Source organism: Streptomyces xanthii (genome assembly GCF_014621695.1).
GTDB lineage: Bacteria > Actinomycetota > Actinomycetes > Streptomycetales > Streptomycetaceae > Streptomyces > Streptomyces xanthii.
Genome location: NZ_CP061281.1, coordinates 4,083,908 through 4,110,887 on the forward strand (window position 1 = coordinate 4,083,908; position 26,980 = coordinate 4,110,887).

Here is a 26,980-nt window from a genome sequence, read left to right on the forward strand (position 1 = left end):
CGAACGACGAGGGGGCCCGCATGACGGCAGCCGAGGACACCGCCGCACCCCGCGGCGACGGCCCGCCGCCCCCGTCGCCCGCCCGGCTCCTGCTGACCCCCGGCTACCTCCGCCTGCTCCTCCTGTCCGTCCTCCTCGGCATCCCGGTCGCCCTCGCCGCGTTCTTCTTCGTGAGCCTCCAGCACTGGCTCCAGCACGAGATCTGGACCGAGCTCCCCGACGCCGTCGGCTACACGGAAGCCCCCTGGTGGTGGCCGCTGCCCGCGCTCGCGCTCGCCGGCCTGATCCTCGCCCCGATCGTCACCCGCTTCCCGGGCGGCGGGGGCCACCTGCCCGCCGACGGACTCGGCGCGGGCGACCCCATCGGCCCCCGCGAACTCCCCGGCGTCGTCCTCGCCGCCCTCACCGTCCTGCCCCTGGGCGGCGTCCTCGGCCCCGAGGCACCGCTGATGGCCGTGGGCAGCGCCCTGGCCCTGCTCGCCGTACGCCGCATCAAGGGCGCCCAGAACCCGCAGGCGCTCGGCGTCGTCGCGACCGCCGGTTCCACCGCCGCGATCTCCACGATCCTCGGCGGCCCCATCGTCGCCGCGATCCTGCTCCTGGAGGCCGCCGGACTCGGCGGCGCCCAACTCGTCGTCCTGCTGCTGCCCTGCCTCGCCGCCAGCGCGTCCGGCGCGCTCGTCTTCACCGGGTTCGGCCAGTGGACCGGCCTGAGCATCGGCGGCCTGTCCCTGCCCAGCGTCCCGCCCGACGCCAACCCCGACGCCGGCGACTTCCTCTGGGGCATCCCGCTCGCCGTCCTCATCGCCGCCGCCGTCGCGCTGGCCCGCCGCCTCGGCCACGGCACCGGCCGCTGGACCGCCCGCGACCGCACGGCGACCCGTACGGTGGCCTGCGCCCTGGCCGTCGGCGTCTGCCTCTCCGCGTACGCCCTGATCACCGGGCGCTCACCGGAGGAGGCCGCGCTCTCCGGCCAGGCCATGCTCGGCGAACTCGCCGCGCACCCCGGCGCCTGGTCGGTGGGAGCCCTGTTCGCCCTCGTCGCCTGCAAGGGGCTCGCCTGGGCCATCAGCCTCGGCGGCCTGCGCGGCGGCCCGATCTTCCCCGCCCTCCTCATCGGCGCCGCGGCGGCCGTGGCCTGCGCCGCGCTCCCCGGCCTGGGCCCGACCCCGGCCCTCGCCCTCGGTATGACCGCCGCGGGCACCGCCGTGATGGGCCTCCCCCTGTGCAGCGCCGTCCTGACGGTTCTCCTCCTCGGCAAGGACGCCCACGACCAGATGCCCCTCATCGTCATCACGGCCGTCACCGCCCATCTGACGGTGACCTTCCTGAACCAGAAAACGGCTCGCCCCCGCACCCCCCGGACCGACTAGGGTGTCTCTCTTCGGCCCGGGCGAGGAGCCCACCGGAGTCCCTGGAAGGCCGCCCGTATGGACACGGACCCGACCCCCACCTCCACCGCCGCACGCCGCCGCCTCGAAGAGGCCCTCCACACCCTCGCCGTCACCTTCCGCGGCATGACGGCGATCCCCGAAGAGGCGAACTGCACCTGCCACTGGGGCAGCGAGGAGGAGCAGGCCCTCCTCAAGGTGCCCGACGTCGAGCTCGACCCGGACCTTCTGCGCCGCACCTGGCTGGCGATCGACTGGACGGACCACGGCGCCGTCATGCGCCGCATACTCCCGCAGTTCGCAAGGGAGTTGGCCGCCGGCCGCGCAGAAGCCTGTGTGTACGGCGTGGCCGAGGCCGGCGGCTCCCTCGCCCGGGGCCACTGGCAGCAATGGCCCGAACGGCAGGCCGCAGCCGTACGCGACTTCCTCGACGCCTGGTGGACCCACACCCTCACGGACCCGACCCCACCCGTCCCCGCCCACGACGTCCTCGCCGTCTGCGCCGAGGCCTCCGGCACCCTCACCCCCTACCTGGCCACCTGGACCCGCACCACGGGCCCCGTCAGCGACGACCACCTGACCCGCGCGGCCACGGAATGGGAGTACGACCTCCTGGGCGACGACCTCCCCTGGAAGGGCAACTGGTACGACACCGACCGCGACCGCCTCCGCACGGACCTGACCGACTGGCTCCTGGGCCCCGGCACGGACCGCCTGCGCGGGGCGCGAGCCCCCGAGGAACTCATGAGCCGCATCGCCCTCCTCGCCCTGACCGACGAGGCCCGCTACACCCACCCGGACTGGCCGGGCCACCGGTACTGACCAGGACGGCGTCAGGCGGGCGCGTACTCCTTCCACACCTGGGCGTCCGTGCCGTTGCACGCGTGGATCTGGACCCGGACGCCGTTGGCGAATTCCGCGTACGGCACGTCCAGGCACTTGCCCGACGCCGGGTTGGTGAGGGAACCCGGGGTCGGGGTGTCGTGGCGCCACTGCTGTGCGCCGGTGCCGTTGCACGCGTAGATCTGGACCTTGGTGCCGTCGGCCGTGCCGCCGCCGGCCACGTCCAGGCACTTGCCCGAGTGGGGGTTCACGAGGGTGCCCGGGTCGGAGGCGGGCTTCCAGACCTGTCCCGGGGAACCGTTGCAGTCCCACAGTTGGACCGCTGTCGCGTTCTCCGTGCCGGAGCCGGCGACGTCCAGGCAGTGCCGCCCGCCGTCGGGGCTGTAGGTGAACTCCGTGGGCCGGGGCGTGGTCTCCGCGGTGGTCACGGTGAACGAGCACCAGGCCGACCAGGCGGACGGCCCGTCGGCGTTCTCGGCCCGGATCCGCCACCGGTAGTCACCCGCGCCGAACGTGCTCGTGGGGATCTGGACGCCCCACCCGTGCCCGGCCGGCCCCGTGTCGACCTGGTAGCTGCGGAACGCCGGCTCGTCCGGACGTGCGAGCTCCACGGTCCCGGCGAGGCCGGGCTGCGGTTCCACGGTCGGGACCGAGGCGGCGAACAGCGGGCTGAAGGCGTTGTCGGCACGGAACGCGGGAGGGGTCCCGGTACCGCAGAACTGGAAGCCCGCGTAAGGGCCGTCGGATATCCGCAGCGCTTCGGGGACGTCGGGGACCGCCGCCCAGGCGGGCGTCGGAAGACCGGCGCACGCGGCGGCCAGACCGGCGGCCGCGACGACCAGAGAACGAGTGCGGGCCATGCTCACTCCAACACGTGATGGACGATGCGGACGCCCACGAGTCCACACCGCGGGACGGCCCGGAGTAAGCCCGGCGGGGCAGGCGTAAGGGTTACGTCACATCCCCGCACGGGCGTCGCCGTCCGACACGACGACCGGTCGCGGGCCCGCGGCACAGGTGAGGAGCGGGCCCGCGACGGGTGCCGGTGCTACTCCTCCAGCCAGTCCGTCGGGGTCGACCCCTGGGACGTCAGGACCTGGGGGTCGCTTCCGTCCGTCGCGCCGGCGACGTACGTGCTGCGCGTGTAGTCGACGGTGTTCACCGCGGAGAAGGCGATCCGGGTGCCGTCGGGGGAGAAGACCGGGCCCTGGACGCCGGTGAGGTAGGTCGTCCAGTTGTTCTGCAACTGTGTCGTGGCGCCGGTCGCCACGTCGACGGTGGCCAGGCCGTTGTCGGTGACGTAGGCGATGCGCTGTCCGTCGGGGGACCAGTCGACGGGCCCGGACGACGCGTCGCGCGCGGTGCTGACCTGGCGCACCTCACGGGTCGCGACGTCCATGATCCAGACGTCCCGGCCGGACTCCCAGCCGTCCGGCGTCTCGTACGTGCTGGTCCGCACGAACGCGATGGTCTTGCCGTCCGGCGAGAACGTGCCCGCGCCGCCGGCCGGTGTGAGCACCTCCTGACCCGTGCCGTCGGTCCTGATCCACTCCATACCGCGAGGGCTGGAGTAGACGATCCGCTTGCCGTCGGGCGACCAGTCGGGCAGCGCGACGTACGGAGCCTCGTTCGCCTCGGGCGCGATGCCCGGGACCAGCACGCGCCGGTCACTGCCGTCGCTGCCGGCGAGCACCAGGTTCCGGGCGTACGCGCAGCCCTCGGGCTGCGGGATGCAGGTGTCGTCACGCTGGACGAACGCCACGGTGGAGCCCTTCGGGGACAGGACACCCTCCTGGGCGTTCTGCGCGAGGGTCCGGATGACGCCGCCGCTCGCCGGGTCGAGCGTGACCAGTGCGGGAGAACCGGAGGAGTAGTCGGTGACGGTGATCCGACCGGCCGCGGACTCCTGCCCCGCCACAGCGGTCCCTGCTGTCGGCAGGCCGGCGGCGACGACGATCCCCACGGTCAACACGACGCGTTTGAGAAGCACTTGAGCCCTTCTGGGGCAGCCGGTGTCTCCGGCCCCCGCTACAAGAGCGGAAGCCGATCAAGGAACGTCACAGGGACTCGGTCACGTCCCGGGACGCCGTACGCCGGAGGCCCCCGCCCTCCACCAGCGCCCCGCCCACCACCAGCCCCACCGCCAGCGCCGTGACGATCGTGACGAGCTTCATCAGGTCCTGGAAGCCCTCGATGACGTAGCCGCCGGCCAGCGTCGTCAGGCCGCGCATGCCGAGCGAGCCGACGGTCAGGGTGAAGAAGCCCGGGAGCAGCAGGATCAGCCGGGGCGGGCGGCCCGGGCGGCGGGCGATCAGCGTGGCCGCCGCCGCCAGGACGGCGGCGGCGACGAACGTACCGCCCGTCTCCCCGACCAGCTTCGTGAACGCCGACTGCACGCCCACGGTGACGTACACGAGCACCAGCAGCGGCACGAAGAACCGCACAGGGATCGCGAACGCGAGCACCGTGCCCGCCGTGAATACGATCCACGCCAGGAACAGCGCCCACCGGGGCAGATCCGCGTCCGCCGCCACGTCGAACAGAGCGCGGGTGTCGGTGCCGGTCACGACGACGCCGAGCAGCACCCCGAGATACAGCTGGACCAGCAGGAACACCGAGTAGACGAGCCGGATCGCACCCGTCGTGATCAGGCCCGCCGACAGCTCGGCGGTGGCCGCGCTCAGATAGTCGCCGGGCACGAAGTAGAACAGCGCCGGGAGCATCAGCAGCACCGGACCGCCGCGCGCCGGATCGTCCGCGAACACCTCGATCGTGACGACGGACACGGCGACCGACACCACCAGCGGCAGGATCCGTTCCAGCACCGGCACTCGGTCCGCCGCGACCGCGAGCCCCGCGGCCAGCGCGCCCAGCACGGCCGTGGCGCCGATCTCGTACCAGGTCGGCTGCATCAGCGGGGAGAACCCCAGCGAGAACAGCACGATGCCGAGGAACTTCAGCCACCACGGGTACGGCGCCGGCGCCGCCACGATCGCCGCCAGCCGCCGGTCCGCCTCCGCGAGCCCGATCCGGCCGCCCCGCACCTTGGCGAGCAGCGGCTTCAACGCGGCGACCTGATCGAGCCGGAACACCTCCGGGACACCGTGCACGGTGACGGTCCGGGTCCGGCCGTCCGCCGAGGTCACCGCCACCGCGGCCGCCTCCGGCACCAGCAGCAGCGTCGCGGAACCGCCGTACGCGCGGGCACTGTCCGCGACCGCCCGTTCCACGAGGTGCGCGCCCTCACCGGAGGTACGCAGCAGAAGCCCCGTCAGCCGGGACAGGAACACGACCAGCTCGTCGAGCCCGGCAGGGGCGCCGGGCACCGCAGGGGCGCCGAGCCCCGCCGGATCGCCGGACACCGCGGGGGCGCCGGGCTCCGCGGGGGCGCCGGGCTCCGCCGGATCGCCGGTCCCCGCGGGGGCGCCGGGCTCCGCAGGGGCGCCGAGCCCCGCCGGATCGCCGGGCTCCGCAGGGGCGCCGGGCTGCACCGGACCGGCGAGCCCCGCCGCACCATCAGGACCGGGGCCGGGGCCGGGGCCGGGGCCGGGGCCGGCACCGGGGCCCATGCCCCCGTCCCGCTCCGCCCCCGCGGCCTCGCGTCGCTCCACGCCCGTCTCCTCGCTCCGGCGCCAGGGGCTCCAGCCTGCACGCGCGCCGGGCGCTCGGCATCTCGGACCCCGCGCCCCCGGGACCGGTCCCGCCTCACCCGGCCCGGCAACCGGCCCCCGGATCCGCCTCCCGGAACCGGCCCCACCCGCCCCACCCTCCCCGCCCGCCTCACCCGAACGGCCCACTCGTCCTGCGCCCGGCCGCGACCCCGCCGAGGCTGTCCCCGACCTCGTCCACAGCTCCCAGGAGGGCCTGATGGCATCGATGGACGTTCCGGCGGACACTCCGAGACAGGCCGAGCGGGCGGAGGTGAGAGCGACCGCCCGGCCGACCCTGTCCTGGGTGACCCTGGCCCTGATGACGACCGCGTCGGTGGCCAGCCTCCGGGCCGCGCCCACCATGGCCGTCTACGGCCTGGCCTGCGTCTTCCTCTACCTCGTCCCGGCGATCGTGTTCCTGCTGCCGACCGCCCTGGTCTCGGCCGAACTCGCCTCCGGCTGGTCGGGCGGCGTCTACCGGTGGGTGAGCGAAGGACTGTCCAAGCCGCTCGGATTCCTCGCCGTGTGGTGCCAGTTCGCGATGACGATCTTCTACTACCCGAGCCTGCTCGCCTTCGTCGCGAGCACCATCGCGTACGTCATCGACCCGTCCCTCGCCTCCAACGGCCTCTACACGGCGATCGTCATCATGGTCCTGTACTGGACCGGCGTCTGGGTGTCCTCACGCGGCACCAAAGCCCTGGCCGGACTGTCCAGTTGGGGCCTGATCATCGGAACGCTCATCCCGGGCACCCTCCTCGTGGTCCTCGGCATGGTCTTCCTCGGCCAGGGCAACGCCTCCGCCGCCCCCATGACCTCGGACCACCTCCTGCCGGCGTGGACCGGCCTCGCGAGCCTGGTCCTCATCGTCAACAACTTCCTCTCCTACTCCGGCATGGAGATGAACGCGGTCCACGTCTCCTCGCTGAAGAACCCGGCGAAGGAGTACCCGAAGTCGATGTTCCTGGCGATGGGCCTCGTCCTGCTGATCTTCATCCTGCCCGCCCTGGCCATCAGCTGGGTCGTCCCCGCGAACCAACTCAGCCTCACCGCGGGCGTGATGCAGGCCTTCGACGCCTTCTTCTCCCACTTCCACATCGGCTGGATGACCCCGATCGCCGCCGTGATGCTGATCTCCGCGGCCCTCGGCGGCATGCTCACCTGGCTCGCCGGACCCTCGAAGGGCCTCCTCGAGATCTCCCGCAGCGAGGGATACCTGCCGCCGTTCCTGCAGAAGCTCAACAAGTTCGGCATCCAGCAGAACATCCTCGTCACCCAGGGCGTCGTCACCACCGTCATCGCCCTGCTGTACGCGCTGATCCCGAACGTCTCCAACGTGTACTGGATCTTCTCGACGATCACCACGCAGGTGTACCTCATCGTCTACCTGCTGATGTTCGTCGCCGCGATGCGCCTGCGGAAGACCCAGCCCGACCACCCGCGCGGCTACCGCGTCCCCGCCCTCGGCCTCCTGTGCACGGTCGGCCTGCTGGCCTCCCTCGCCGCGCTCGCCATCGGCTTCGTACCGCCCTCGCAGTTCGGCAGCGGCAGCGTCTGGTCGTACGTCCTGCTCATCGGCTCCGGCCTGATCATCCTCGGCCTGCTCATCCCGTGGGCGTTCCTCAAGTTCCGCAAACCCGGCTGGCGCACCGAGGCCGCCGAGGAAGGCGGCACGTCATGAGCCCCACCCGCTTCGCCTCCGAACACAAGTGGATCTACGTCGGCGCGATCGTCCTCCTCGTCGCCCTCGCGATCATCGGAATCATCCAGTACGAGAGCGTGAAGACCGGCAACGAGGCGGCGAAGAAGGCGAACCAGCTCGCCGACGCCGCCGAGGAGGCCGGCTACCCCCGCCCCGACACGGAGACGATCGAACGGGCCCTCGGCACCGACGGCGGCACCGTCTGCGAGGACCCCGCCGGCGCCCTCGCCTCCGCCCTCTGGAAGATCAACGTCTCCAACGGCGCCGCCTTCGTCGGCCAGCGCCCCGTCATCGGAGACGCCCGCGCCCTGCGCGCCGAGGCCGAGATCCTGAAGATCTACTGCCCCGACAAGCTCGACACGTTCAAGGACAAGCTCGACGACCTGAAGACCGACGACACGGTGAGGCGAAACGCATGAGTGAACTGGCCGCACGCATCGCGGCGTTGATGCCGCGCGCGAAGCAGGACCTGACCGACCTCGTCGCCGTCCCCTCGGTCGCCGACCCCCGCCAGTACCCGCCCGAGGAGTGCCACAAGGCCGCCCGCTGGGTCGCCGACGCCTTCTCCGAGGCCGGCCTGCACGACGTGCACCTCGTCGAGACCTCCGACGGCAGCCACGCCGTCGTCGGCCACCGCCCGCCCCCGCCCGGCGCGCCCACCGTCCTGCTCTACTGCCACTACGACGTCCAGCCGCCGCTCGACGACGCCGCCTGGACCACCCCGCCCTTCACCCTGACCGAGCGCGACGGCCGCTGGTACGGGCGCGGCACCGCGGACTGCAAGGGCAACATCGTCATGCACCTCACCGCGCTCAGGGCGCTCGGCGACGACATCCCCGTAGGCCTGAAGTTCGTCGCGGAGGGCTCGGAGGAGCAGGGCACGGGCGGCCTGGAGGCGTACGTCACCGAGCACCCGGAGGAGTTCCTCGCCGACGCCCTGCTGGTGTGCGACACCGGCAACGCGGAGGTCGGCACCGGCACCGCGACGATCACCCTGCGCGGCCTCGCCAACCTCGTCGTCACCCTCGACACCCTCGAGGGCGAGATCCACTCGGGCATGTTCGGCGGCCCCGCCCCCGACGCGCTCGCCGCCCTGATCCAGACCCTGTCGACGCTGCGCGACCCGGCCACCGGCGCCACCCGGATCGACGGCCTGGACTGCGAGGGCACCTGGGAGGGCGTCGGCTACGACGAGGCGACCTTCCGGCGCGACGCCGGCGTCCTGGACGGCGTCCACCTCACCGGCACCGGCACGGTCGCCGACCGGCTGTGGGCCCGCCCCGCCGTCACCGTCCTCGGCATCGACTGCCCGCCCGTCGTCGGCTCCGCGGCCGCCGTCCCCGCCACCGCCCGCGCCCGCGTCAGCCTCCGCGTCCCGCCGGACATGGACGCCGGCACCGCCCGCGAGGCCCTCACCAAACACCTCACCCAAGCCGCCCCCTGGGGCGCCCGCGTCACCGTCGAGACGGAGAGCACGGGCTCCCCGTTCCGCGCCGCCACCGACGGCCCCGCCTACCAGGCCCTCGGCACGGCCATGAGCGAGGTCTACGGCAAACCCCTCGCCTTCCTCGGCCAGGGCGGCTCCATCCCCCTGTGCAACGTCTTCGCCTCGGCCTACCCCCGCGCCGAGATCATCCTCATGGGAGTGGAGGAACCCCGCTGCCTCATCCACGCCCCGAACGAGAGCGTCGACCCGACGGAGATCGAGCACATGGCCCACGTGGAGGCCCTGTTCCTGAAAGAGTTCGCGACCCGCGCCACCCCGTGAGAACCGTGAGAACCGTGAGAACCGTGAAAACAAACAACCCCCGAGTCGACGACTCGGGGGTCCGGTGGAGCGGGTGACGAGAATCGAACTCGCGCTCTCAGCTTGGGAAGCTGATGTTCTACCATTAAACTACACCCGCGCGGTACGGCCGTTGAACTGATCCGTACTGGCGGACACTGTACCTCATCCCGGGCCCCGGGCGCGTGAGCGCCGGGGCCCGGCTGCGTTCCGGGGCCTGGAAGTGACTGCGGGTGAAGGGAGTTGGGGCGTACGGTGGGGGGACCGCGCGAGGGTTGTTCAGAGGCGGAGCGCCGCGTGGATTCGCGTCCCTTTCATCCCGTAATGTGACCCCGTCGTCGGTCAGGAAACTGACCACATGGCTCGTGGGGAAGGGACTCCGGGACTTGATGGACTCGATGGAGCGCACCGTCGTCCGATGTGCCGAGGGGCACGTGTTCAGCACCGCTTCGTTCCCGATGCAGCAGGCCGACCGACTCGGTCCCGGCCGGCTCATCCGGTGCCCGCGCTGCGCCCGGCTCCGGCACGCGGTTCCGGTGGGCGCCGACAAGCGGTAGGCAGCGAGGACGGCTCAGCGCGGGGGCCCGCCGATTGTGGCGGGCCCCCGCGCTCTGCGTATCCTCAGTGAGTGCTTCTCTCAGACAAGGACATCCGGGCCGAGATCGACGCCGGGCGGGTGCGGATCGATCCCTACGACGAATCCATGGTGCAGCCGTCGAGCATCGACGTACGTCTCGACCGCTACTTCCGGGTGTTCGAGAACCACAAGTACCCGCACATCGACCCGAGCGTCGAGCAGGCGGATCTGACCCGGACGGTGGAGCCGGAGGGCGACGAGCCGTTCATCCTGCACCCGGGCGAGTTCGTGCTCGCGTCGACGTACGAGGTCATCTCGCTGCCCGACGACCTCGCCTCGCGCCTCGAGGGCAAGAGCTCGCTGGGCCGGCTCGGCCTGGTGACGCACTCGACCGCCGGGTTCATCGACCCGGGCTTCAGCGGGCACGTCACGCTCGAGCTGTCGAACCTCGCGACCCTGCCGATCAAGCTGTGGCCCGGCATGAAGATCGGCCAGCTGTGCATGTTCCGGCTGTCGTCGCCCGCCGAGTACCCGTACGGCAGCGAGCGATACGGTTCGCGTTACCAGGGGCAGCGTGGGCCGACGGCCTCCCGCTCCTTCCAGAATTTCCATCGGACCCAGGTGTGAGCGGCAGCAACATGAGTGACGTGCGCGAGAACCTTACGTACGAGATGTTCGGCGGCGCCGTGCGCGAGCTCGCGCAGACCATCGCCGACGACGGCTACGAGCCGGACATCATCCTGAGCATCGCGCGCGGCGGCGTCTTCGTCGCGGGCGGCCTCGCCTACGCCCTGGACTGCAAGAACATCCACCTGGTCAACGTGGAGTTCTACACCGGTGTGGGCACCACCCTCGAGATGCCGGTCATGCTCGCCCCGGTGCCGAACGCGATCGACTTCAGCGACAAGAAGGTCCTGATCACCGACGACGTCGCCGACACCGGCAAGACGCTGAAGCTGGTCCACGACTTCTGCCTCGACCACGTCGCCGAGGTCCGCTCCGCGGTGATCTACGAGAAGTCGCACTCGCTGGTGAAGTGCGAGTACGTGTGGAAGCGCACGGACGACTGGATCAACTTCCCGTGGTCCGTCGAGCCGCCCGTCGTGAAGCGGGACGACCAGGTTCTCGACGCCTGAGGCGCAGCAGATGTGAAGAAGGGCCCGGCGCCGTCGATCTCCGACGGCGCCGGGCCCTTCTGTCTGGTCCTCTGCGGGTCAGAACGTGCCCAGCTTGATGATCGACAGCAGGGCGATCAGCTGGATCGCGGACGCGGCCAGGGCCTTCGGCCAGGGGAGGTCGTGGGACTTGGAGACCATCGAGGTCAGCAGGGCGCCGGCGGCCAGCCAGGTGGCCCAGCCGAGCAGCTGCACGAACATCTCGTCGCCGCCGAGGAACATGCCGACGACCAGACGCGGGGCGTCCGTCAGGCAGGCGATCAGCATGGACAGGCCGACCGTGGGCTGCCACGCGCCGTCGCCGCCGAGCTGGCGGGCCAGGGTGTGCGTGACGACGCCGAGGATGAAGAAGCTGATCGTGACGGCGACGCCGGTGGTCAGGACGTAGGGGATCGCCGACGACATCGTCGCGTTGATCACGTCCTCGCGGGCTCCGTCGAAGCCGAAGATCGCGAGCAGGCCGTAGACGAAGGTCACGACGAGGGCCGGGCCCCACATCGCGTAGTCCCGCATCTGGAGGTACGTCTGGTTGGGGCGCAGGACGACTCCGGAGAGGAGTTCCTTCCAGTGCAGGCGGGGGCCGACGGGGCCCGCCGGGGCCGCGCCCGCCTGGTACGTGGCGCCCTGGTTGTACGGGTCCTCGTGCACCGAGAAGGCCTGCGTGTGGCCCGGGTTGTTCGCCGCGTACGGGTCGTGGCCGCCGCCGAAGTACTCCGGCTCGCCGTGCCCGCCGCCCTGGGGCCACTGCTGCTGAGGCGCCTGCGGCGGTTGCCCGTACGGCTGCTGCGGGTACTGCTGCTGCGGTTGTCCGTACGGGGCGTGCGGGGGGTGCCCTTGCTGCGGCGCTTCGCGGTTGTCCCGGCCGCGTCCGTTCCTGAATCCAGCCACGTAGTCGAACGTACCTGGTTTCGACGGCCCGGTGCCGAGCCCGGGGGACCGGGCCCGGCATTGCGGCTGAGCTGTGACATCCATTACGGGGCCCCCTAGGGGGCACCACCGGGGGCGGGGGTCAGTTGGCGGCGTTGGCGCCGAACTCCGGGTAGCCGTCCGTGCTGACGCCGGCGGCCGTCGTGGAGATCGAGCGGGCGCCCGTCGTGGTGATCTTGGTGCCGTTGGACGGGAGGTAGGTCAGGGAGCCGTTGAAGTCGTTCTCGCCGAGGGCGCCGATCGTCAGGTCGGACTTGCCGTCGCCGGTGACGTCGGTGAGCTTCACCTCGGAGCCGAAGTAGTCGTACGCCTCGTCGTCGCCGGGGACGCCGGCGGTGGACTGGGCGAAGAACTGGGTGCCCGAGAGCGTGTCGATGCCGTTCGGGGAACCGTAGAGGACGGTGACCGCCCCGGTGTCGACGACCGAGGGGTCGCCGAGGTTCTCACCGGCGGCGCCCACGACCAGGTCCTGGTAGCCGTCGCCGTTGATGTCGCCGAGGGAGACCTCGCCGCCGAACCAGTCGCCGCGCTCGGAGCCGCCGGGGACGTTGCCGGAGTCCTGGGTGACGTTGGTGGTGTCGGCCGGGCCGGTGGCCGAGCCGTACGTGATGTGGACCTGGCCGCCGACCACGGACTCGGGGACGGAGGGGGAGCCGTCCTTGGACGGGTCGAAGTCCTGGCCGGTGACGATGTCGGCGTAGCCGTCGCCGTTCACGTCGCCGATGCCGGTGATCACGCCGCGCTTGAGCTGCTTGGCGCCGCTCATGGTGAGGCCGGAGGCGGAGCCGGGGACGTAGTAGTTGGTGTTCCAGCCGGAGCTGGTCTCGTAGCCGTTGACGATCAGGTCGGTCTTCTTGTCGCCGTTGACGTCACCGGCGGTGAGGTTGAGCGGGCCCGCGTCGCTGGCGGCGATGACATTCGGCTTGACGGTGTAACGGCCGCCCGAGGTACCGGACTTGGTGATGCCGCCCTTGTAGACGTAGACGGCGGCGCCGGTGGAGCCGACCGCGAGGTCTTCGACCCCGTCGCCGTCGAAGTCGCCCGCGGCGAGGGTCTTGCCCCAGCGGTCGTGGGAGGAGACCGCCGGGTCGGGGAGCGTGGTGCCGCCGGTCAGGCCGCCGGCGGACCCCCACAGAATGGTGACCATGCCGCCGTCGGTGTCGCCGTCGATGTCCTCGAAGGAGGCGGACACGGCGAGGTCGTCGAAGCCGTCCTTGTTGAAGTCTCCGTAGGCGCTCATCCAGCCGAAGTGGTCGCCCTTCTCGGCGCCGCCCGGAACGCCCGGCGAGTTCTGGGTGAGGGTGGCGCGCTTGGTGCCGCTGACGCCGGTGGGGGAGCCGTAGAGGGCGACGATCGAGCCGGCCTCCTTGTAGCCCGCGACGGTCGCGTCGCCCGCGGAGAACGCGACGTCGCCGTACCCGTCACCGTTGAAGTCGGCCTCGTGGTGGTGGACGGAGTCGCCGGCCGTGGCCGTGCCCGTGGCGGTGACGGCGAGGGCGCCGGTGAGGGCCGCGGCGACGGCGGTCGCCGTGAGGAGGTGTCTGTGCTTGGCCATGCGTGGCTCCTGCTGCAGGGGATGCCTGGCGGGCATCCGCGACGATGAGGTGCCGGTTTCGCCGTCGTTCACCCGGAGTTGTCCGGGGCATGATCGGCGGTTCGGCGAACAGGAGACTCCTTGTGGGGTGCAAGGGTTGTACGGGGGCGGTGACAATTTGTGTCAGCCGGTGAACACCGTGGTGGAGAAGGCGAGTGCGGCGTCGGGAGAGGCGATGGCGGGCTCGGTGACGCCGCGCAGCACCTCGACCGTGTCGGTGTCGCCGTCCGCCGCGGCCCGTTGCAGGACGAGGTCGCCCTTGCCGTCGCCGTCGAAGTCCGCGACGGCGACGACGCGGCCCTTCACGTCGGGGCCCGACAGGAGCCGGGTGCCGCCGTGCACCATGCGGACGGGGTCGCCGGCGTCGCCGGAGACGACGAGGTCGGTGCGGCCGTCGCCGTCGAAGTCGCCCGCGTCCAGGGCCGATCCGGTCGGCGCGGGGACCTTCACCGTGCGGCCCGCCGCGCCCTGGGGGCCGTAGAGGGTGATGCCGGTGGTGGTGAGGACCGCCGCGCCGGGGGTCGTGCCGAAGCGGCCGAAGGCCACGTCCTCGCCCGCGGGGTACTTGGCCCCGGGGCGGCCGGGGCCGGTGGGGCCGCCGCGTACGAGGGCGGAGCGGGCGGTGCCGGTGTGGGCGCGGACGAGGACGTCGTCGGCGCCGTCGCCGTCGAGGTCGGAGGCGGGGCCGGCCGGGACGTTGCCGGAGGCCTGGACGAGGCGGGCGGTGCCGCGGGGGGCTCCGGCGCGGGTGAACGGGCCGGGCAGGAAGGTGAGTCGGCCGCCGCTGGCGTGGATGACGAGGTCGCCGTCGCCGTCGTCGTCGAAGTCGCCGCACACGGGCTGGTCGGGCCAGTCGTTGCCGAAGCGGGCCTTGTCCGGGATGCGGAGGGTGACGGCCTTGCCGGAGATGCCGGTGGGGGAGCCGAAGAGGATCTGCACGGGGACGGGGGGCCGGCCCTGGCCGTCGTAGGGCGGGTCGGTGGAGACGACGAGGTCGGAGAAGCCGTCGCGGTTGAGGTCGCAGGCGGCCTCGGAGCTGAACGCGGCCGGGATCTGGCCCTTCGTCGGGGCGGCGTACTCGGCGGGGGAGAGCAGTTGGCGGGTGGCCGGGTCGGGGCCGTGCTTCTCGCGGCCGTAGACGATGCCGATGCCGGGGTCGTCGCCGAGGCCCTTGTGGGCGAGGTCGTCGAGGACGAGGTCGGGGGTGCCGTCGCCGTTGAAGTCGGAGGGGACCTTGCTGCCCTTGCCCTCGGGGATCGGGCGGGTCTGGGTGTGGGCCTTCTTGGCGGCCAGGGCCGAGGGGGCGGTCTTGCCGGCGGAGGCGCCGTCGCCGCCGGAGCAGGCCGTCAGGGGCAGGGTGAGGGCGAGCGCCAGTGCTCCGCTGATGCCGAGTGTCCTGGTTCTCGTGTTCACCGTGTGTCCCCGCCCGCTTTTTTGTGTGTGTGACCGCAACATGATGGCTTTTGACGGGCGGGAGGTTAAGGGGCGGGGGGTGGCTACTGCGTCACGTGGGGCGGGGCCGCGCATGGGTGCGGCCCCGCCCGGCGGTACGGATCAGTCGTCGATGGCGGCTCCGAAGCGGGCGTTCTGGTACGGGGCGTGGAGGGAACCCGCACCGTAGGTCCAGGAGCCGGTCGCGGTGACGCCTCCCGATCCCGCGGAGAAGACCCAGATCACGCCGTCGTTCGTGTTCTCGCCCGGCGCCGCGGCGAGGAGCCCGAAGCGGCCGTCGTCGTTGGGGTCGGTGAACGCGACCTGCGCGCCGAACTTGTCGCCCTTCTCGGCGGTGCCCGGCACGTTCGTGGAGTTCTGGTTGAAGTCCTTCACCCCGGTCGCGGTGAGACCGCCGGCGGACCCGCGCAGCACCCAGACCGCGCCCGCGTCGGCGACCGTGCCGATGTCCTCGCCGGACGCGCCGACGGCCAGGTCGGCGAAGCCGTCGCCGTTGGTGTCGCCGACGGAGAGGTCGCTGCCCCAGCCGTCGCCCTTCTCGGCGGTGCCGGGCACTCCGGTGGTGTTCTGCGTCCACCACTCGGGTTCGCCGTAGGGGCCGGTGGCCGAGCCGTAGTGGACGCCGACGAGGCCGCCGGTCATGGTCTCGCCGCCGTCGTCGGGGCTGTGGGGTTCGCCGGTGATCAGGTCGTCCTTGCCGTCGCCGTTGACGTCGCCGGAGGCCACGACGGGGCCGCCGCGCACGGCGAGGATGGGCAGCGGGTCGGCGTCGGAGGCGGTGCCGGGCAGGACGTAGGACCAGCCGTGGCCGGGCTCGGAGCCGACGGAGGTGCCGGAGACGACGAGGTCGGCGAAGCCGTTGGCGTCGTAGTCGCCGGTGGTCAGGGACTTGGGCTGGATGCCTTCCGGTTCGTCCTGGGCGGCGCGGGCGGCGGGCGCGTTCTGGGTGAAGTTGCGCCGTGAGTCGCGGGCGAGGTTCTTGCCGGTGGTGCGGGCGGCGGCGGGGGCCGTCTCGTAGCGGTAGATCGAGAGGCCGGCGTCGTCGAGGACGGCGAGGAGGTCGCCGGGGGTCGTGTCGGAGAAGCGTGCGGCGGCGAGCGCGGAGCCGAAGTGGCGTCCGGCGGCGAGCTCGTCGGACTGCAGCCAGGTGCTGTCGGCGCCGGTGAGGCCTCTGGGTGTGCCCCAGAAGACGACGCCGCCGCCGGAGTCGGCGAAGGAGGCGAGGTCCTCGCCGGGCGCGCCGACGATCGCGTCGTCGTAGCCGTCGCCGTCGAGGTCGCCGGTGGCGACGGCCTGGCCGAACGCGTCCCCGGTCTCGGCGCCGCCGGGCACCCCGGTGGTGTCCTGGCTGAACACCGCGGAGCGGGTGGTGCCCATGCCGCCGGAGCCGCCGTACTGGACGGTGACGAGTCCGGCGCCGGTGTGCCCGCCGACGGTGGCGCCGGGCGCGCCGACGAGCACGTCGTCGTAGCCGTCGCCGTTGAAGTCGGTGTTGCGGTCGTTCGCGCGGGTCCCGCCGGGCGTGCCGGCGTACGCGGACGGGGCGGTGGCGATGAACATGCCGCCGAGAAGAAGGAATGACGCCGCTGCGAGGGCGGCCGAACGGTTCTTGCGCACGTGCGGCTCCTGGGCTGACGGAGGGCCGGGCAGCGCGGGGGGACGGCCGGAAAGGGCCCGTTCCTTTTCCGACATACCGTTTGACACGGGATCAACCGGAAGGGTTGTACGGCTCTTACAGCGGCTTTCTTACGACAGAGAGGGCACCCCGTGAATTCACGGGATGCCCTCGATGTCGTACGGGAGTCCGCCTCAGAGGCTGATGTCTCCCGAGTGGCGGCCTACTTGACCGGCTCCGGCTCCGGCGCGTCCTCGGTCTCCGTCTCGCCCGCCGGGTCGGCCGGCGTCTTGACGGAGTCGAGGAGCAGCTGGGCCACGTCCACGACCTGGATGGACTCCTTGGCCTTGCCGTCGTTCTTCTTGCCGTTGACCGAGTCGGTCAGCATGACGAGGCAGAACGGGCAGGCGGTGGAGACGATGTCCGGGTTGAGGGACAGGGCCTCGTCGACGCGCTCGTTGTTGATGCGCTTGCCGATGCGCTCTTCCATCCACATGCGGGCGCCGCCGGCGCCGCAGCAGAAGCCGCGCTCCTTGTGGCGGTGCATCTCCTCGTTGCGCAGGCCCGGGACCTTGCCGATGATCTCGCGCGGGGGCGTGTAGATCTTGTTGTGGCGGCCCAGGTAGCAGGGGTCGTGGTACGTGATGATGCCCTCGACCGGGGTCACGGGGATCAGCTTGCCCTCGTCCACCAGGTGCTGGAGCAGCTGGGTGTGGTGGATGACCTCGTAGTCGCCGCCGATCTGCGGGTACTCGTTGCCGATCGTGTTGAGGCAGTGCGGGCAGGTGGCGACGATCTTCTTGGCGGTGCGGGGCTTCTTGGACTCCTCCGTCACCTTGCCGTCGTCGTCGTACTCCTCGCCGAAGGCCATGTTGAGCGCCATGACGTTCTCCTGGCCGAGCTGCTGGAACAGCGGCTCGTTGCCCAGGCGGCGGGCGGAGTCACCGGTGCACTTCTCGTCGCCGCCCATGATCGCGAACTTGACGCCCGCGATGTTGAGCAGCTCGGCGAAGGCCTTGGTGGTCTTCTTGGCGCGGTCCTCGAGGGCGCCGGCGCAGCCGACCCAGTAGAGGTACTCGACCTCGGTGAGGTCCTCGATGTCCTTGCCGACGACCGGCACCTCGAAGTCGAGCTCCTTGAGCCACTCCAGGCGCTGCTTCTTGGCGAGGCCCCAGGGGTTGCCCTTCTTCTCCAGGTTCTTGAGCATCGTGCCCGCCTCGGACGGGAACGCGGACTCGATCATCACCTGGTAGCGGCGCATGTCGACGATGTGGTCGATGTGCTCGATGTCGACCGGGCACTGCTCGACGCAGGCGCCGCAGGTGGTGCAGGACCACAGGACGTCGGGGTCGATGACGCCGTTCTCCTCGGCGGTGCCGATGAGGGGGCGCTCGGCCTCGGCGAGGGCGGCCGCGGGAACGTCCTTGAGCTGCTCCTCGGTGGCCTTCTCCTCGCCCTCCATGGTCTTGCCGCCACCCGCGAGCAGGTAGGGCGCCTTGGCGTGGGCGTGGTCGCGCAGCGACATGATGAGGAGCTTCGGGGAGAGCGGCTTGCCCGTGTTCCAGGCGGGGCACTGCGACTGGCAGCGGCCGCACTCGGTGCAGGTGGAGAAGTCGAGCAGGCCCTTCCAGGAGAAGTGCTCGATCTGCGAGACGCCGTAGACGTCGTCGTCCGAGGGGTCCTCGAAGTCGATCGGCTCGCCCTTGGAGGTCATCGGGAGCAGCTCGCCGAGCGAGGTGTCGCCCTTGGCGTCGCGCTTGAACCAGATGTTCGGGAAGGCCAGGAAGCGGTGCCAGGCGACACCCATGTCGGTCTTCAGGGCGACCGTGATCATCCAGATGAAGGAGGTCGCGATCTTCAGACCGGCGAAGAAGTAGGTGAGGTTCTGGAGCGTGGAGACGTCCAGGCCCTCCAGCGCGTTCACGACGGGGTACGAGATGAAGAACGACGCCTCGTAGCTGTCGACGTGGTGCTGGGCGCCTTCGAGGGCGTGCAGCATGAAGATGCAGACGCCGACGATGAGGATGACGGCCTCGACGAAGTACGCCTGGCCGAAGTTGGAGCCGGCGAAGCGGGACTTGCGGCCCGGCTTGCGCGGGTGGGACAGCTGGCGGATCGCGATGAGGACGACGATGCCCAGGACCGTCATGGTGCCGATGAACTCGACGAAGACGTTGTAGGGCGCCCACTCACCGATGATCGGCAGCAGCCAGTCCGCCTGGAACAGCTGGCCGATGGCGTTGACGATCGTCAGCAGCAGGGAGAAGAAGCCCACCGCCACGAACCAGTGCGCGACACCGACGACGCCCCAGCGGTTCATGCGGGTGTGGCCGAGGAACTCCCTGGCCACGGTGAGGGTGCGCTGTGCGGGATCGTCCGTGCGGGTGCCCTTGGGCACGTTCTGGCCGAGCCGCATGAAGTTGTAGATCTGCAGGAGAGCACGGACGAACAGCGCCGCGCCCACCACGATCAGAACCAGCGACACGATGATCGCGGCGAGTTGCATTGGGGGCTCCTCGGGCCTGCGAGGGGAGGTCTCGTTGTTGACCGACGATTGATTACTAAGCGGTAACTTATGCAGTCCGTCTGAGACTACCCACTTACCCGGTCGCAATGTAGTCGCCAGGGTCGTGATCTGTGTCGCTGAGGTATCACTCAGTGGGCCCGATGGCGGGCTCGGGCTGCGCCGCGCGGTAGATCGTGTTATTCGCCCCATATTTGGACATAACGGATTACCTTAAGTCGGTATCCGGACGGGCGAGCCCCCCGGTGTCATCCCGATACCGCAATCAGTCGAGGGGCCCGATGGACGCGCTCACCTACCTGGTCACCGGCGGCGCGGGCTTCATCGGCTCGCATCTGACGGACGCCCTCCTCGACCGGGGCCACACCGTCGTCGTGCTCGACGACCTCTCCACCGGCGACCGCGCCAACCTCGACCGCGCCTGGCCGCAGCGCGGACTGCGCTTCGTACGCGGCTGCGTCCTCGACGACCGGCTCGTCGACGAGCTCACCGGCCGCTGCGACGTCGTCGTCCACCTCGCCGCCACCGTCGGCGCCCGCGTCGCCGCCCGCCCCCTCGACTCCTTCACCGCGAACGTGCGCGGCACCGAGACCGTCGTCGCCGCCGCCCTGCGCCACCGCCGCCGGCTGCTGCTCGCCTCCACCTCCGAGATCTACGGGAAGAACGGCGCGGGCCCGCTCGCCGAGACCGACGACCGGATCCTCGGCCAGACCACCGTCGCCCGCTGGTCGCACTCCACCGCCAAGGCCGTCGACGAGATCCTCGCCCTCGGCCACCACCGCGAGCACGGACTGCCCGTCACCGTCGCCCGCCTGTTCAACACCGCCGGGCCGCGCCAGGCGCCCGGCTGCGGCGCCGTCGTGCCCACCTTCGCCGCGCAGGCGCTCGCCGGCCGGCCCCTCACCGTCCACGGCGACGGCACCCAGCGACGCTGCCTTGCCCACGTCGACGACGTCACCGACGCGCTGCTGCGGCTCCTGGACCACCCCGGCGCCGTCGGCGAGGTCGTCAACGTCGGCTGCGGCGAGCCGACCGCCGTCGCCGACCTCGCGGGCCTCGTCGTCGAGCGCGCCGGCTCCCCGTCCGCGCTCCGCTTCGTCCCCCACGACACCGGTGCGCCCGGCGGCGAGGACCCGACCCGGATCCCCGACACCGGCAAACTGCGCGCACTCACCGGCTGGCGGCCCCGCCGCACCCTCGACGACATCGTCGACGCGGCCCTGGCCGACGCGGCCGCCCGCCGGCCCGCCGCACCGCTCGCCGCCGCGGCCCGGGGCTGACGTGCTGTACGGGACCGCCGCCGCGTCGGCCGCACTGCTGCTCACCACCCTGCTGACCGCCGCCCTGCGCCCCCTCGCGCTCGGCCGGCGCCGCCGCCGGGGCGTCGCCCTGCGCGGCGCGCCGCGCGTCGGCGGCCTCGCCCTGCTCACCGTCACCGGGGCGGTCGCCGCCGCCGGAGCCCTGACCGGCGCCGTGCCGCTCGACCCCGCCACGACCGCGCTGCTCACCGGCGCCACCGTCGTCGGCCTGCTCGGGCTCGCCGACGGGCTGCGGCCCGGCGGACTCGACGCACGGGTGCGGATCGCCGCCGAGGCCGCGGCCGCCACCGTCGTCGTCCACCTGGCCGGGCTCGGGCTGCTCACCGGGGCCCTCGCCGTCCTGTGGATCGTCTTCGTCACCCACGCCTTCCGGCAGCTCGACACCTCCGAGGGCGTCATGGGCACCGTCGGCGTCGTCACCGCGCTCGGCCTGTGCGTGTGCGCGGGCGCCGAAGGGCTCGGCGCGCTCGCGGTGCTCCTCGCGCTGCTCGCCGCCGCGCTCACCGGGCACCTGATGCACGCCTGGCACCCGGCGCGGGCCCGGGCCGGCGGCTGCGGCGCGCTCTACACGGGGTTCCTCGTCGCGGGCGCCGCGCTCCTGGTCAACGCGGAGCACACCGCGCCCGAACCGGCCGCCTCGATGTTCGCGCTCACCGCCCTGCCCGCCGCCGACGCCGTGCTCGCCCTGGTGACCCGGCGCCGGGCCCGCCGCCCCGCGCACCTCGCGCACCGGCTGCGCCGGCTCGGCCTGACCGCGCCCGGCGCGGCCGTCGCCCTGGGCGTCGCGACCGCGCTCACCACCGTCGTCGGCGTGCTGCTGCACCGGGGCGCGCTCGGTCCCGAGGCCGTGTGGTGGCCGGCCGCCGCACTCGCCCTCGCCGTGCTCCTCGCGCTGCGCGACACGAAGGCTTCCGAGGCGGTACGAACCGAAGGGGTACGCACATGAGGACGTTCGGCGGGGCACGGGACCTGGTGCGCCGGCTGGTCCAGGACGAGATCGACCTGGTGCTGGACTCCGGCGCCCACGACGGCGGCTTCGGACGCGCCCTGCGCCGGGCGGGCTACCGCGGCCGCATCGTCTCCTTCGAGCCCTTCGGCGGCCCCCGCGCCGGGGTCCGCAGGGCCGCCTCCCGCGACACGGCCTGGCAGGTGCTCCCGTACGCCCTCGGCGACCGCGACACCCGCTGGACCCGCCGCCTCGACGGCATGTGGGAAGAGGTCGTCGCCCCCGGCGAACGCGTCCTCCTCCAGGTCGACCGCCACCCCGAACTCCCCCAGATCCTCGCCGGAGCGGGCCCCTTCGAGGAGGACCTGACCCTGGTACGGACCGGGGTCGCGGGAGAGGCGGCGTTCGCATGACGGATCCCTCGGCGGGTGCGCGGGTGGTGGTCCGTCGCGCAGGCGGGGGTTTCGGTGCGGGGCGGGTGCTTGTGTGGGGCTTTCGGCGGTCGGGTGGGTTCCGGTGCCCGGGTGGCTCCCGGTTCTTCGGAGCGGTCCTCGTGCCCGTGCGGGCCGTGGGCCCGGGAGAGGCGGTGGTCGCGTGAGGATCGCGCTGGTGCACGGGTTCCACGGGCCGGGCGGGCCCGGTGGGGAGAACGCCGCCGTGCTCGACCAGGCCGCCGCGCTCGTCCGCGCCGGGCACGACGTGCACCTCGTCGTCACCGCCGCGGGCGGACCGCTGCACGCGGCGCCGCGACGCCGCGCACCCTGCCCGGTCACCGTCGTCACCGGGCAGGGCCGCGGCCCGCTGAGCGCGCTGCGGGCCCTCGCCCCCGACGTCACCCACATCCACCACGCCCCGCCCGGCGCCGGACGCGCCTGGGCCGCCGACTGGACCGGCCCGCTCGTCGCCACCCTGCGCGACACCCGCCCCCAGGGCGGCGCCGGCGGCGTCCTGCACCGGCTCGCCGCGCTGCCGCAGGCCCGCGCCGCCCGCGCCGACCGCGACCCGCTGCTGCGCCGCGCCGACCGGCTCGTCGTCCGCTCCGAACCGGCCCGCGACCAGTACCTGCGCGCCGGGGTGCCGCTGCGGCGCCTCGCCCTGATCCCCGACTTCGCGCCCGCCGTGCCGACCGTGCCGGACGCCCCCGAAGGGCCCTGGACCTACGTGGGCCGGCTCGCCCCGGAGACCGGGATCCTCGACCTGCTGCGCCGCTGGCCCGAGGGCCGGCGTCTCGACGTGCTCGGCGCGGGGCCGCTCGAAGGGGCCTGCCGCGCCGCGGCCCCCGCCTCCGTACGGTTCTCGGGGCCCGTCGGGCGGGGCGGGCTGCGGGCCGGGCTCGTGGGGCGGCGCGGGCTCGTCGTGCCCGGGCGCGGGGCGCAGGACCTGCCCGTCTGTTACGCGGAGGCGCTGGCCGCGGGGGTGCCCGTGCTGGCCGTGGGGGGTGCGGCGGTGCCGCGGGCCGTCCGGGCCGAGGGGACGGGGACGGTGGCCTCCTGGGCGGCTCCGCTGGGCTCCGCCCTGGACGTGGCCGAGCGCCTGTTCCCGGGATTGTCCGCGCACTGCCGCGCCGTCCACAGCGAGTCCTACGCGCCCGAGCCCTGGATCGACCGGGTGGCCCATGTGTACGCCGCCGCCGTCCAGCACGGTCCTTCTGGTCTCGTACGCGGCTAGGGGTGGGTGGGGCTTGGTCGCGCCCCGCGGCGGAGCCGCTGATCGGACACAGCCCCGCGCCCCTGAAATGCAGACCCTTCGGGTCGCATTCCCCCGAGGCGCAAGCGCCCGATGAGATCGCGCACGAAGTGCGCATCTCAGGGGCGCGGGGAACTGCGCGACCAGCCCCCACCAGCCCGCACCCGGCAACGCTCAAGACGAGGCACCCCGGTGGCCGCGCCCCCGGGTGCGACCAGCCCGCAGTGCCGCCAGAACGTACGGCGCCACGATCAACCCCGGCGCCCGGACCCCCGCATGCCGCACGCAGTACACCGCCCAGGGCCACACAGGCCGCTCCGCCTCGGACGCGACCCGCCGCAGCGCCTCCCGCACCCCGATCCCCGGCTCCGAGGACGCGGGCCGCCCGGAACCGCCCCCGGCCCACTCCCCGACGGTTCGCGGAGCCACGTACGCCGCGACCCCGGCCCGCCGCGCCCGCAGCCCGTGATCGTGATCCCCCATCCCGTGCCGGAACACCTTGTCGATGTCCCCGACCCGCTCCCGTACCGCCCACGGCACCAGCACCACGTCCCCGTCGTACGTGGCACAGCGCTCGGGCGCCCCCGTCGGCTCGACCAGGGCGAGCGCGGGCGGCCCGGAGCGCCCCGACCGCACGGTGACCCCCGCGCGGGCGACCGCCCCGACGACGATCGCCGCGTCGTCGAAGCGCCGCGCGGTCGCGAGGAGCTCCGCGAGCGCCCCGGCCCGCAGCCGCACCCCGACGCCGAGCCAGAGCTGGTGCGTCGGCTCGGGCAGCCCCGCCGCGCGGCTGTTGCGGCTGGCGAGGCGCATGCCGTGGCTCCAGTAGACGTCGGGCCCGGCCTCGGCGACCTGGACGCCGGGGTGCGCGCGGCGGACGGCCTCGGCGGTGCCGTCGCGGGACCCCGCGTCGACGAGATGGACCCGCACGCGCGTGCCGGCCGGCAGCCCGGTCTGCGCGGCGAGGGCGTCGAGGGCGGCGAGCGTCGAGGCGCGGCGGTCGCGGCAGGTCATCAGTACGGCTACCTGGGGCGGCTGCGACTCCATAAGGGATATTAGGTACATAAGGGCACCGGGACGAGTCCAACTCCCGCCCCCTCGCGGCGCGTCGGCAATCTGCTTGCCCATAAGGGCTGAATAAAAGTTGAGCGGGCTCGACTCAGGTCTGTTGACGGGGAGGGGTGGGGTGGTGCACCCTTGAGCCAGTTCCACTCAAGTAGTCAGCTGGAGGAATCGAAATGGCACGTGCGGTCGGCATCGACCTGGGCACGACTAACTCCGTCGTCAGCGTTCTCGAAGGCGGCGAGCCCACCGTCATCACGAACGCGGAGGGCGCCAGGACCACGCCGTCCGTCGTCGCCTTCGCGAAGAACGGCGAGGTGCTGGTCGGCGAGGTCGCCAAGCGCCAGGCGGTCACGAACGTGGACCGGACGGTCCGCTCGGTCAAGCGCCACATGGGCACTGACTGGAAGATCAACCTGGACGGCAAGGACTTCAACCCGCAGCAGATGAGCGCCTTCATCCTGCAGAAGCTGAAGCGGGACGCCGAGGCCTACCTGGGCGAGAAGGTCACCGACGCGGTCATCACCGTCCCGGCGTACTTCAACGACTCGGAGCGTCAGGCGACGAAGGAGGCCGGCGAGATCGCGGGCCTGAACGTCCTGCGCATCGTCAACGAGCCGACGGCCGCCGCCCTGGCCTACGGCCTCGACAAGGACGACCAGACCATCCTGGTCTTCGACCTCGGTGGCGGTACGTTCGACGTCTCGCTGCTGGAGATCGGCGACGGTGTCGTCGAGGTGAAGGCCACCAACGGTGACAACCACCTCGGTGGTGACGACTGGGACCAGCGCGTCGTCGACTACCTGGTCAAGCAGTTCAACAACGGCCACGGCGTGGACCTCTCCAAGGACAAGATGGCGCTCCAGCGCCTGCGCGAGGCGGCCGAGAAGGCCAAGATCGAGCTGTCCTCCTCCACGGAGACCACGATCAACCTGCCCTACATCACGGCGTCCGCCGAGGGCCCGCTGCACCTGGACGAGAAGCTCACGCGCGCCCAGTTCCAGCAGCTCACGTCCGACCTGCTGGAGCGCTGCAAGACGCCGTTCCACAACGTCATCAAGGACGCGGGCATCCAGCTCTCCGAGATCGACCACGTCGTTCTCGTCGGTGGCTCGACCCGTATGCCGGCCGTCGCCGAGCTCGTCAAGGAACTGACGGGCGGCAACGAGGCCAACAAGGGCGTGAACCCGGACGAGGTCGTCGCCATCGGCGCCGCCCTGCAGGCCGGTGTCCTCAAGGGTGAGGTCAAGGACGTCCTGCTCCTCGACGTGACCCCGCTGTCGCTTGGTATCGAGACCAAGGGCGGCATCATGACGAAGCTCATCGAGCGGAACACGACGATCCCGACCAAGCGGTCCGAGATCTTCACCACCGCCGAGGACAACCAGCCGTCCGTCCAGATCCAGGTCTACCAGGGCGAGCGCGAGATCGCGGCGTACAACAAGAAGCTCGGGATGTTCGAGCTGACCGGTCTGCCGCCGGCCCCGCGCGGTGTCCCGCAGATCGAGGTCGCCTTCGACATCGACGCCAACGGCATCATGCACGTGACCGCGAAGGACCTCGGCACGGGCAAGGAGCAGAAGATGACCGTCACCGGTGGCTCCTCGCTGCCGAAGGACGAGGTCAACCGGATGCGCGAAGAGGCCGAGAAGTACGCGGAGGAGGACCACGCCCGCCGCGAGGCCGCCGAGTCGCGCAACCAGGGCGAGCAGCTCGTCTACCAGACGGAGAAGTTCCTCAAGGACAACGAGGACAAGGTTCCGGGTGACGTGAAGACCGAGGTCGAGTCCGCCGTCGCCGAGCTGAAGGAGAAGCTCAAGGGCGAGGACACGGCCGAGATCCGCACCGCCACCGAGAAGGTCGCCGCCGTCTCGCAGAAGCTGGGCCAGGCCATGTACGCCGACGCCCAGGGCGCCCAGGCCGCCGGCGGTCCCGAGGGCGACGCCCCGCAGGGTGACGCCAAGGCCGACGACGACGTCGTCGACGCCGAGATCGTCGACGAGGACCGCAAGGACGGTGCCGCGTGACGGAGGAGACCCCGGGCTTCGAGGAGAACGAGAAGCCTGACGTCCCCTCCGGCGCCGACGACGCCGAGCCGAAGACCGCTCCCTCCGACAAGGAGGGGGCGGCCCCGGCCGGGGACTCAGCTTCCGCTTCGTCCGCAGGTGATGTGGCCCTGACGGCACAGCTGGACCAGGTGCGCACCGCGCTCTCCGAGCGCACCGCGGACCTCCAGCGCCTGCAGGCCGAGTACCAGAACTACCGGCGCCGCGTGGAGCGGGACCGCGTCACGGTCAAGGAGATCGCCATCGCGAACCTCCTGTCCGAGCTGCTTCCCGTCCTCGACGACGTGGGCCGCGCCCGTGAGCACGGCGAGCTGGTCGGCGGCTTCAAGTCCGTCGCCGAGTCGCTGGAGACGGTCGTCGCCAAGATGGGCCTGCAGCAGTTCGGCAAGGAGGGCGAGCCCTTCGACCCGACCGTGCACGAGGCCCTGATGCACAGCTACGCGCCGGACGTCACCGAGACGACCTGCGTGGCGATCCTGCAGCCGGGTTACCGGATCGGCGAGCGCACCATCCGCCCCGCGCGGGTGGCCGTGGCCGAGCCGCAGCCGGGCGCGCAGGGCAAGTCCGACGAGGCCTCCGACCAGGATGCCGAGAAGGACGACGGTGGCCCGGACAAGGGCTGACGTACACACGCGCAACGGAATGAGTGAGGAGGGACGTCGGGG

The 26,980-nt window shown here is 72.2% G+C and carries 22 protein-coding genes and 1 tRNA gene; 13 read left to right on the plus strand and 10 right to left on the minus strand.

Going from position 1 to position 26,980, the window contains the following annotated elements:
- Positions 1-20: 20 nt before the first annotated feature.
- Together IAG42_RS18545 and IAG42_RS18550 are read left to right on the plus strand one after the other, a co-directional pair.
- A complete protein-coding gene (locus IAG42_RS18545; protein WP_188338092.1) occupies positions 21-1,373 on the plus strand; it encodes a chloride channel protein in 1,353 nt (450 codons plus the stop codon).
- Between the two features lie 57 nt (positions 1,374-1,430).
- The gene (locus tag IAG42_RS18550; RefSeq protein WP_188338093.1) at positions 1,431-2,213 is read left to right on the plus strand and encodes a hypothetical protein; all 783 of its coding nucleotides are present in this window, start codon (positions 1,431-1,433) and stop codon (positions 2,211-2,213) included.
- Between the two features lie 11 nt (positions 2,214-2,224).
- Here IAG42_RS18550 and IAG42_RS18555 read toward each other — a convergent pair whose 3' ends face one another.
- The 3 genes from IAG42_RS18555 to IAG42_RS18565 form a co-directional block, all read right to left on the minus strand.
- Complete coding sequence (locus IAG42_RS18555) at positions 2,225-3,094, minus strand: RICIN domain-containing protein (RefSeq protein WP_188338094.1); 870 nt, start codon at positions 3,092-3,094, stop codon at positions 2,225-2,227.
- A 188-nt stretch (positions 3,095-3,282) separates the two neighbouring features.
- Positions 3,283-4,224: a TolB family protein gene (locus IAG42_RS18560; protein WP_188338095.1), complete on the minus strand. Its 942-nt coding sequence runs from the start codon at positions 4,222-4,224 to the stop codon at positions 3,283-3,285.
- A gap of 67 nt (positions 4,225-4,291) precedes the next feature.
- Positions 4,292-5,845, minus strand: coding sequence for a threonine/serine exporter family protein (locus IAG42_RS18565; RefSeq protein ID WP_262928313.1), 1,554 nt, complete (start codon positions 5,843-5,845; stop codon positions 4,292-4,294).
- 256 nt (positions 5,846-6,101) lie between these two features.
- Between IAG42_RS18565 and IAG42_RS18570 the strand changes: the two genes are divergently transcribed.
- The 3 genes from IAG42_RS18570 to IAG42_RS18580 are packed head-to-tail and all read left to right on the plus strand — an operon-like array spanning position 6,102 to position 9,354.
- Positions 6,102-7,565, plus strand: a complete 1,464-nt coding sequence (locus tag IAG42_RS18570) for an APC family permease (protein ID WP_188338096.1) — start codon at positions 6,102-6,104, stop codon at positions 7,563-7,565.
- Positions 7,562-8,005 (plus strand): hypothetical protein, encoded by a 444-nt coding sequence (locus IAG42_RS18575; RefSeq protein WP_188338097.1) that lies wholly within the window; start codon positions 7,562-7,564, stop codon positions 8,003-8,005. Before IAG42_RS18570 ends, IAG42_RS18575 begins: the two co-directional genes overlap by 4 nt.
- A complete protein-coding gene (locus tag IAG42_RS18580; protein ID WP_188338098.1) occupies positions 8,002-9,354 on the plus strand; it encodes a dipeptidase in 1,353 nt (450 codons plus the stop codon). Before IAG42_RS18575 ends, IAG42_RS18580 begins: the two co-directional genes overlap by 4 nt.
- 65 nt (positions 9,355-9,419) lie before the next feature.
- On the opposite strand, the gene IAG42_RS18585 is transcribed toward IAG42_RS18580, so the two are convergent.
- Positions 9,420-9,493: transfer RNA gene (locus IAG42_RS18585), tRNA-Gly, on the minus strand.
- 507 nt (positions 9,494-10,000) lie between these two features.
- On the opposite strand from IAG42_RS18585, the gene dcd reads away from it, so the two are divergent.
- Both dcd and IAG42_RS18595 read left to right on the plus strand, forming a co-directional pair.
- The gene (gene dcd, locus IAG42_RS18590; protein WP_188338099.1) at positions 10,001-10,576 is read left to right on the plus strand and encodes a dCTP deaminase; all 576 of its coding nucleotides are present in this window, start codon (positions 10,001-10,003) and stop codon (positions 10,574-10,576) included.
- An 11-nt stretch (positions 10,577-10,587) separates the two neighbouring features.
- Positions 10,588-11,085, plus strand: coding sequence for a phosphoribosyltransferase (locus IAG42_RS18595; RefSeq protein ID WP_188338100.1), 498 nt, complete (start codon positions 10,588-10,590; stop codon positions 11,083-11,085).
- Positions 11,086-11,163: 78 nt separating this feature from the next.
- On the opposite strand, the gene IAG42_RS18600 is transcribed toward IAG42_RS18595, so the two are convergent.
- The 5 genes from IAG42_RS18600 to IAG42_RS18620 form a co-directional block, all read right to left on the minus strand.
- Positions 11,164-12,012, minus strand: coding sequence for a Yip1 family protein (locus IAG42_RS18600; protein ID WP_188338101.1), 849 nt, complete (start codon positions 12,010-12,012; stop codon positions 11,164-11,166).
- A gap of 121 nt (positions 12,013-12,133) precedes the next feature.
- Positions 12,134-13,606: a VCBS repeat-containing protein gene (locus tag IAG42_RS18605; RefSeq protein WP_188338102.1), complete on the minus strand. Its 1,473-nt coding sequence runs from the start codon at positions 13,604-13,606 to the stop codon at positions 12,134-12,136.
- Between the two features lie 162 nt (positions 13,607-13,768).
- Positions 13,769-15,058 carry an FG-GAP repeat domain-containing protein gene (locus IAG42_RS18610; protein ID WP_188338103.1) on the minus strand — a complete coding sequence of 430 codons (1,290 nt, stop codon included), beginning with the start codon at positions 15,056-15,058 and terminating at the stop codon, positions 13,769-13,771.
- Between the two features lie 141 nt (positions 15,059-15,199).
- Entirely contained in the window at positions 15,200-16,714 is a 1,515-nt protein-coding gene (locus IAG42_RS18615; protein WP_188338104.1) for an FG-GAP-like repeat-containing protein, read from the minus strand.
- Between the two features lie 221 nt (positions 16,715-16,935).
- Positions 16,936-19,218, minus strand: a complete 2,283-nt coding sequence (locus IAG42_RS18620) for a (Fe-S)-binding protein (RefSeq protein ID WP_188338105.1) — start codon at positions 19,216-19,218, stop codon at positions 16,936-16,938.
- Between the two features lie 299 nt (positions 19,219-19,517).
- Here IAG42_RS18620 and IAG42_RS18625 point away from each other — a divergent pair, with 299 nt between their 5' ends.
- The 4 genes from IAG42_RS18625 (at position 19,518) to IAG42_RS18640 (ending at position 23,169) form a co-directional block, all read left to right on the plus strand.
- On the plus strand, positions 19,518-20,516 hold the full coding sequence (locus tag IAG42_RS18625) for an NAD-dependent epimerase/dehydratase family protein (protein WP_188338106.1): 999 nt from the start codon (positions 19,518-19,520) through the stop codon (positions 20,514-20,516).
- A gap of 1 nt (position 20,517) precedes the next feature.
- Entirely contained in the window at positions 20,518-21,501 is a 984-nt protein-coding gene (locus tag IAG42_RS18630; RefSeq protein ID WP_188338107.1) for an MraY family glycosyltransferase, read from the plus strand.
- Positions 21,498-21,914: a class I SAM-dependent methyltransferase gene (locus IAG42_RS18635; protein ID WP_188338108.1), complete on the plus strand. Its 417-nt coding sequence runs from the start codon at positions 21,498-21,500 to the stop codon at positions 21,912-21,914. The genes IAG42_RS18630 and IAG42_RS18635 overlap by 4 nt, the downstream gene beginning before the upstream one ends.
- Before the next feature lie 181 nt (positions 21,915-22,095).
- Positions 22,096-23,169 (plus strand): glycosyltransferase, encoded by a 1,074-nt coding sequence (locus IAG42_RS18640; RefSeq protein ID WP_223206061.1) that lies wholly within the window; start codon positions 22,096-22,098, stop codon positions 23,167-23,169.
- Positions 23,170-23,361: 192 nt separating this feature from the next.
- Here IAG42_RS18640 and IAG42_RS18645 read toward each other — a convergent pair whose 3' ends face one another.
- Positions 23,362-24,252, minus strand: a complete 891-nt coding sequence (locus IAG42_RS18645) for a glycosyltransferase family 2 protein (RefSeq protein ID WP_394811222.1) — start codon at positions 24,250-24,252, stop codon at positions 23,362-23,364.
- A gap of 173 nt (positions 24,253-24,425) precedes the next feature.
- Between IAG42_RS18645 and dnaK the strand changes: the two genes are divergently transcribed.
- Both dnaK and grpE read left to right on the plus strand, forming a co-directional pair.
- The gene (gene dnaK / locus IAG42_RS18650) at positions 24,426-26,276 is read left to right on the plus strand and encodes a molecular chaperone DnaK (RefSeq protein ID WP_188338111.1); all 1,851 of its coding nucleotides are present in this window, start codon (positions 24,426-24,428) and stop codon (positions 26,274-26,276) included.
- Positions 26,273-26,938: a nucleotide exchange factor GrpE gene (gene grpE, locus IAG42_RS18655; RefSeq protein ID WP_188338112.1), complete on the plus strand. Its 666-nt coding sequence runs from the start codon at positions 26,273-26,275 to the stop codon at positions 26,936-26,938. Before dnaK ends, grpE begins: the two co-directional genes overlap by 4 nt.
- Positions 26,939-26,980 lie beyond the last annotated feature (42 nt).

What these genes read in the sequence shown, in the direction of transcription:
- IAG42_RS18545 (WP_188338092.1), top strand. Translation starts at nt 21, where the DNA reads ATGACGGCAGCCGAGGACACCGCCGCACCCCGCGGCGACGGCCCGCCG.
- IAG42_RS18550 (WP_188338093.1), top strand. Translation starts at nt 1,431, where the DNA reads ATGGACACGGACCCGACCCCCACCTCCACCGCCGCACGCCGCCGCCTC.
- IAG42_RS18555 (WP_188338094.1), bottom strand. Translation starts at nt 3,094, where the DNA reads ATGGCCCGCACTCGTTCTCTGGTCGTCGCGGCCGCCGGTCTGGCCGCC.
- IAG42_RS18570 (WP_188338096.1), top strand. Translation starts at nt 6,102, where the DNA reads ATGGCATCGATGGACGTTCCGGCGGACACTCCGAGACAGGCCGAGCGG.
- IAG42_RS18575 (WP_188338097.1), top strand. Translation starts at nt 7,562, where the DNA reads ATGAGCCCCACCCGCTTCGCCTCCGAACACAAGTGGATCTACGTCGGC.
- IAG42_RS18580 (WP_188338098.1), top strand. Translation starts at nt 8,002, where the DNA reads ATGAGTGAACTGGCCGCACGCATCGCGGCGTTGATGCCGCGCGCGAAG.
- IAG42_RS18595 (WP_188338100.1), top strand. Translation starts at nt 10,588, where the DNA reads ATGAGTGACGTGCGCGAGAACCTTACGTACGAGATGTTCGGCGGCGCC.
- IAG42_RS18605 (WP_188338102.1), bottom strand. Translation starts at nt 13,606, where the DNA reads ATGGCCAAGCACAGACACCTCCTCACGGCGACCGCCGTCGCCGCGGCC.
- IAG42_RS18620 (WP_188338105.1), bottom strand. Translation starts at nt 19,218, where the DNA reads ATGCAACTCGCCGCGATCATCGTGTCGCTGGTTCTGATCGTGGTGGGC.
- IAG42_RS18625 (WP_188338106.1), top strand. Translation starts at nt 19,518, where the DNA reads ATGGACGCGCTCACCTACCTGGTCACCGGCGGCGCGGGCTTCATCGGC.
- IAG42_RS18635 (WP_188338108.1), top strand. Translation starts at nt 21,498, where the DNA reads ATGAGGACGTTCGGCGGGGCACGGGACCTGGTGCGCCGGCTGGTCCAG.
- IAG42_RS18645 (WP_394811222.1), bottom strand. Translation starts at nt 24,252, where the DNA reads ATGTACCTAATATCCCTTATGGAGTCGCAGCCGCCCCAGGTAGCCGTA.
- dnaK (WP_188338111.1), top strand. Translation starts at nt 24,426, where the DNA reads ATGGCACGTGCGGTCGGCATCGACCTGGGCACGACTAACTCCGTCGTC.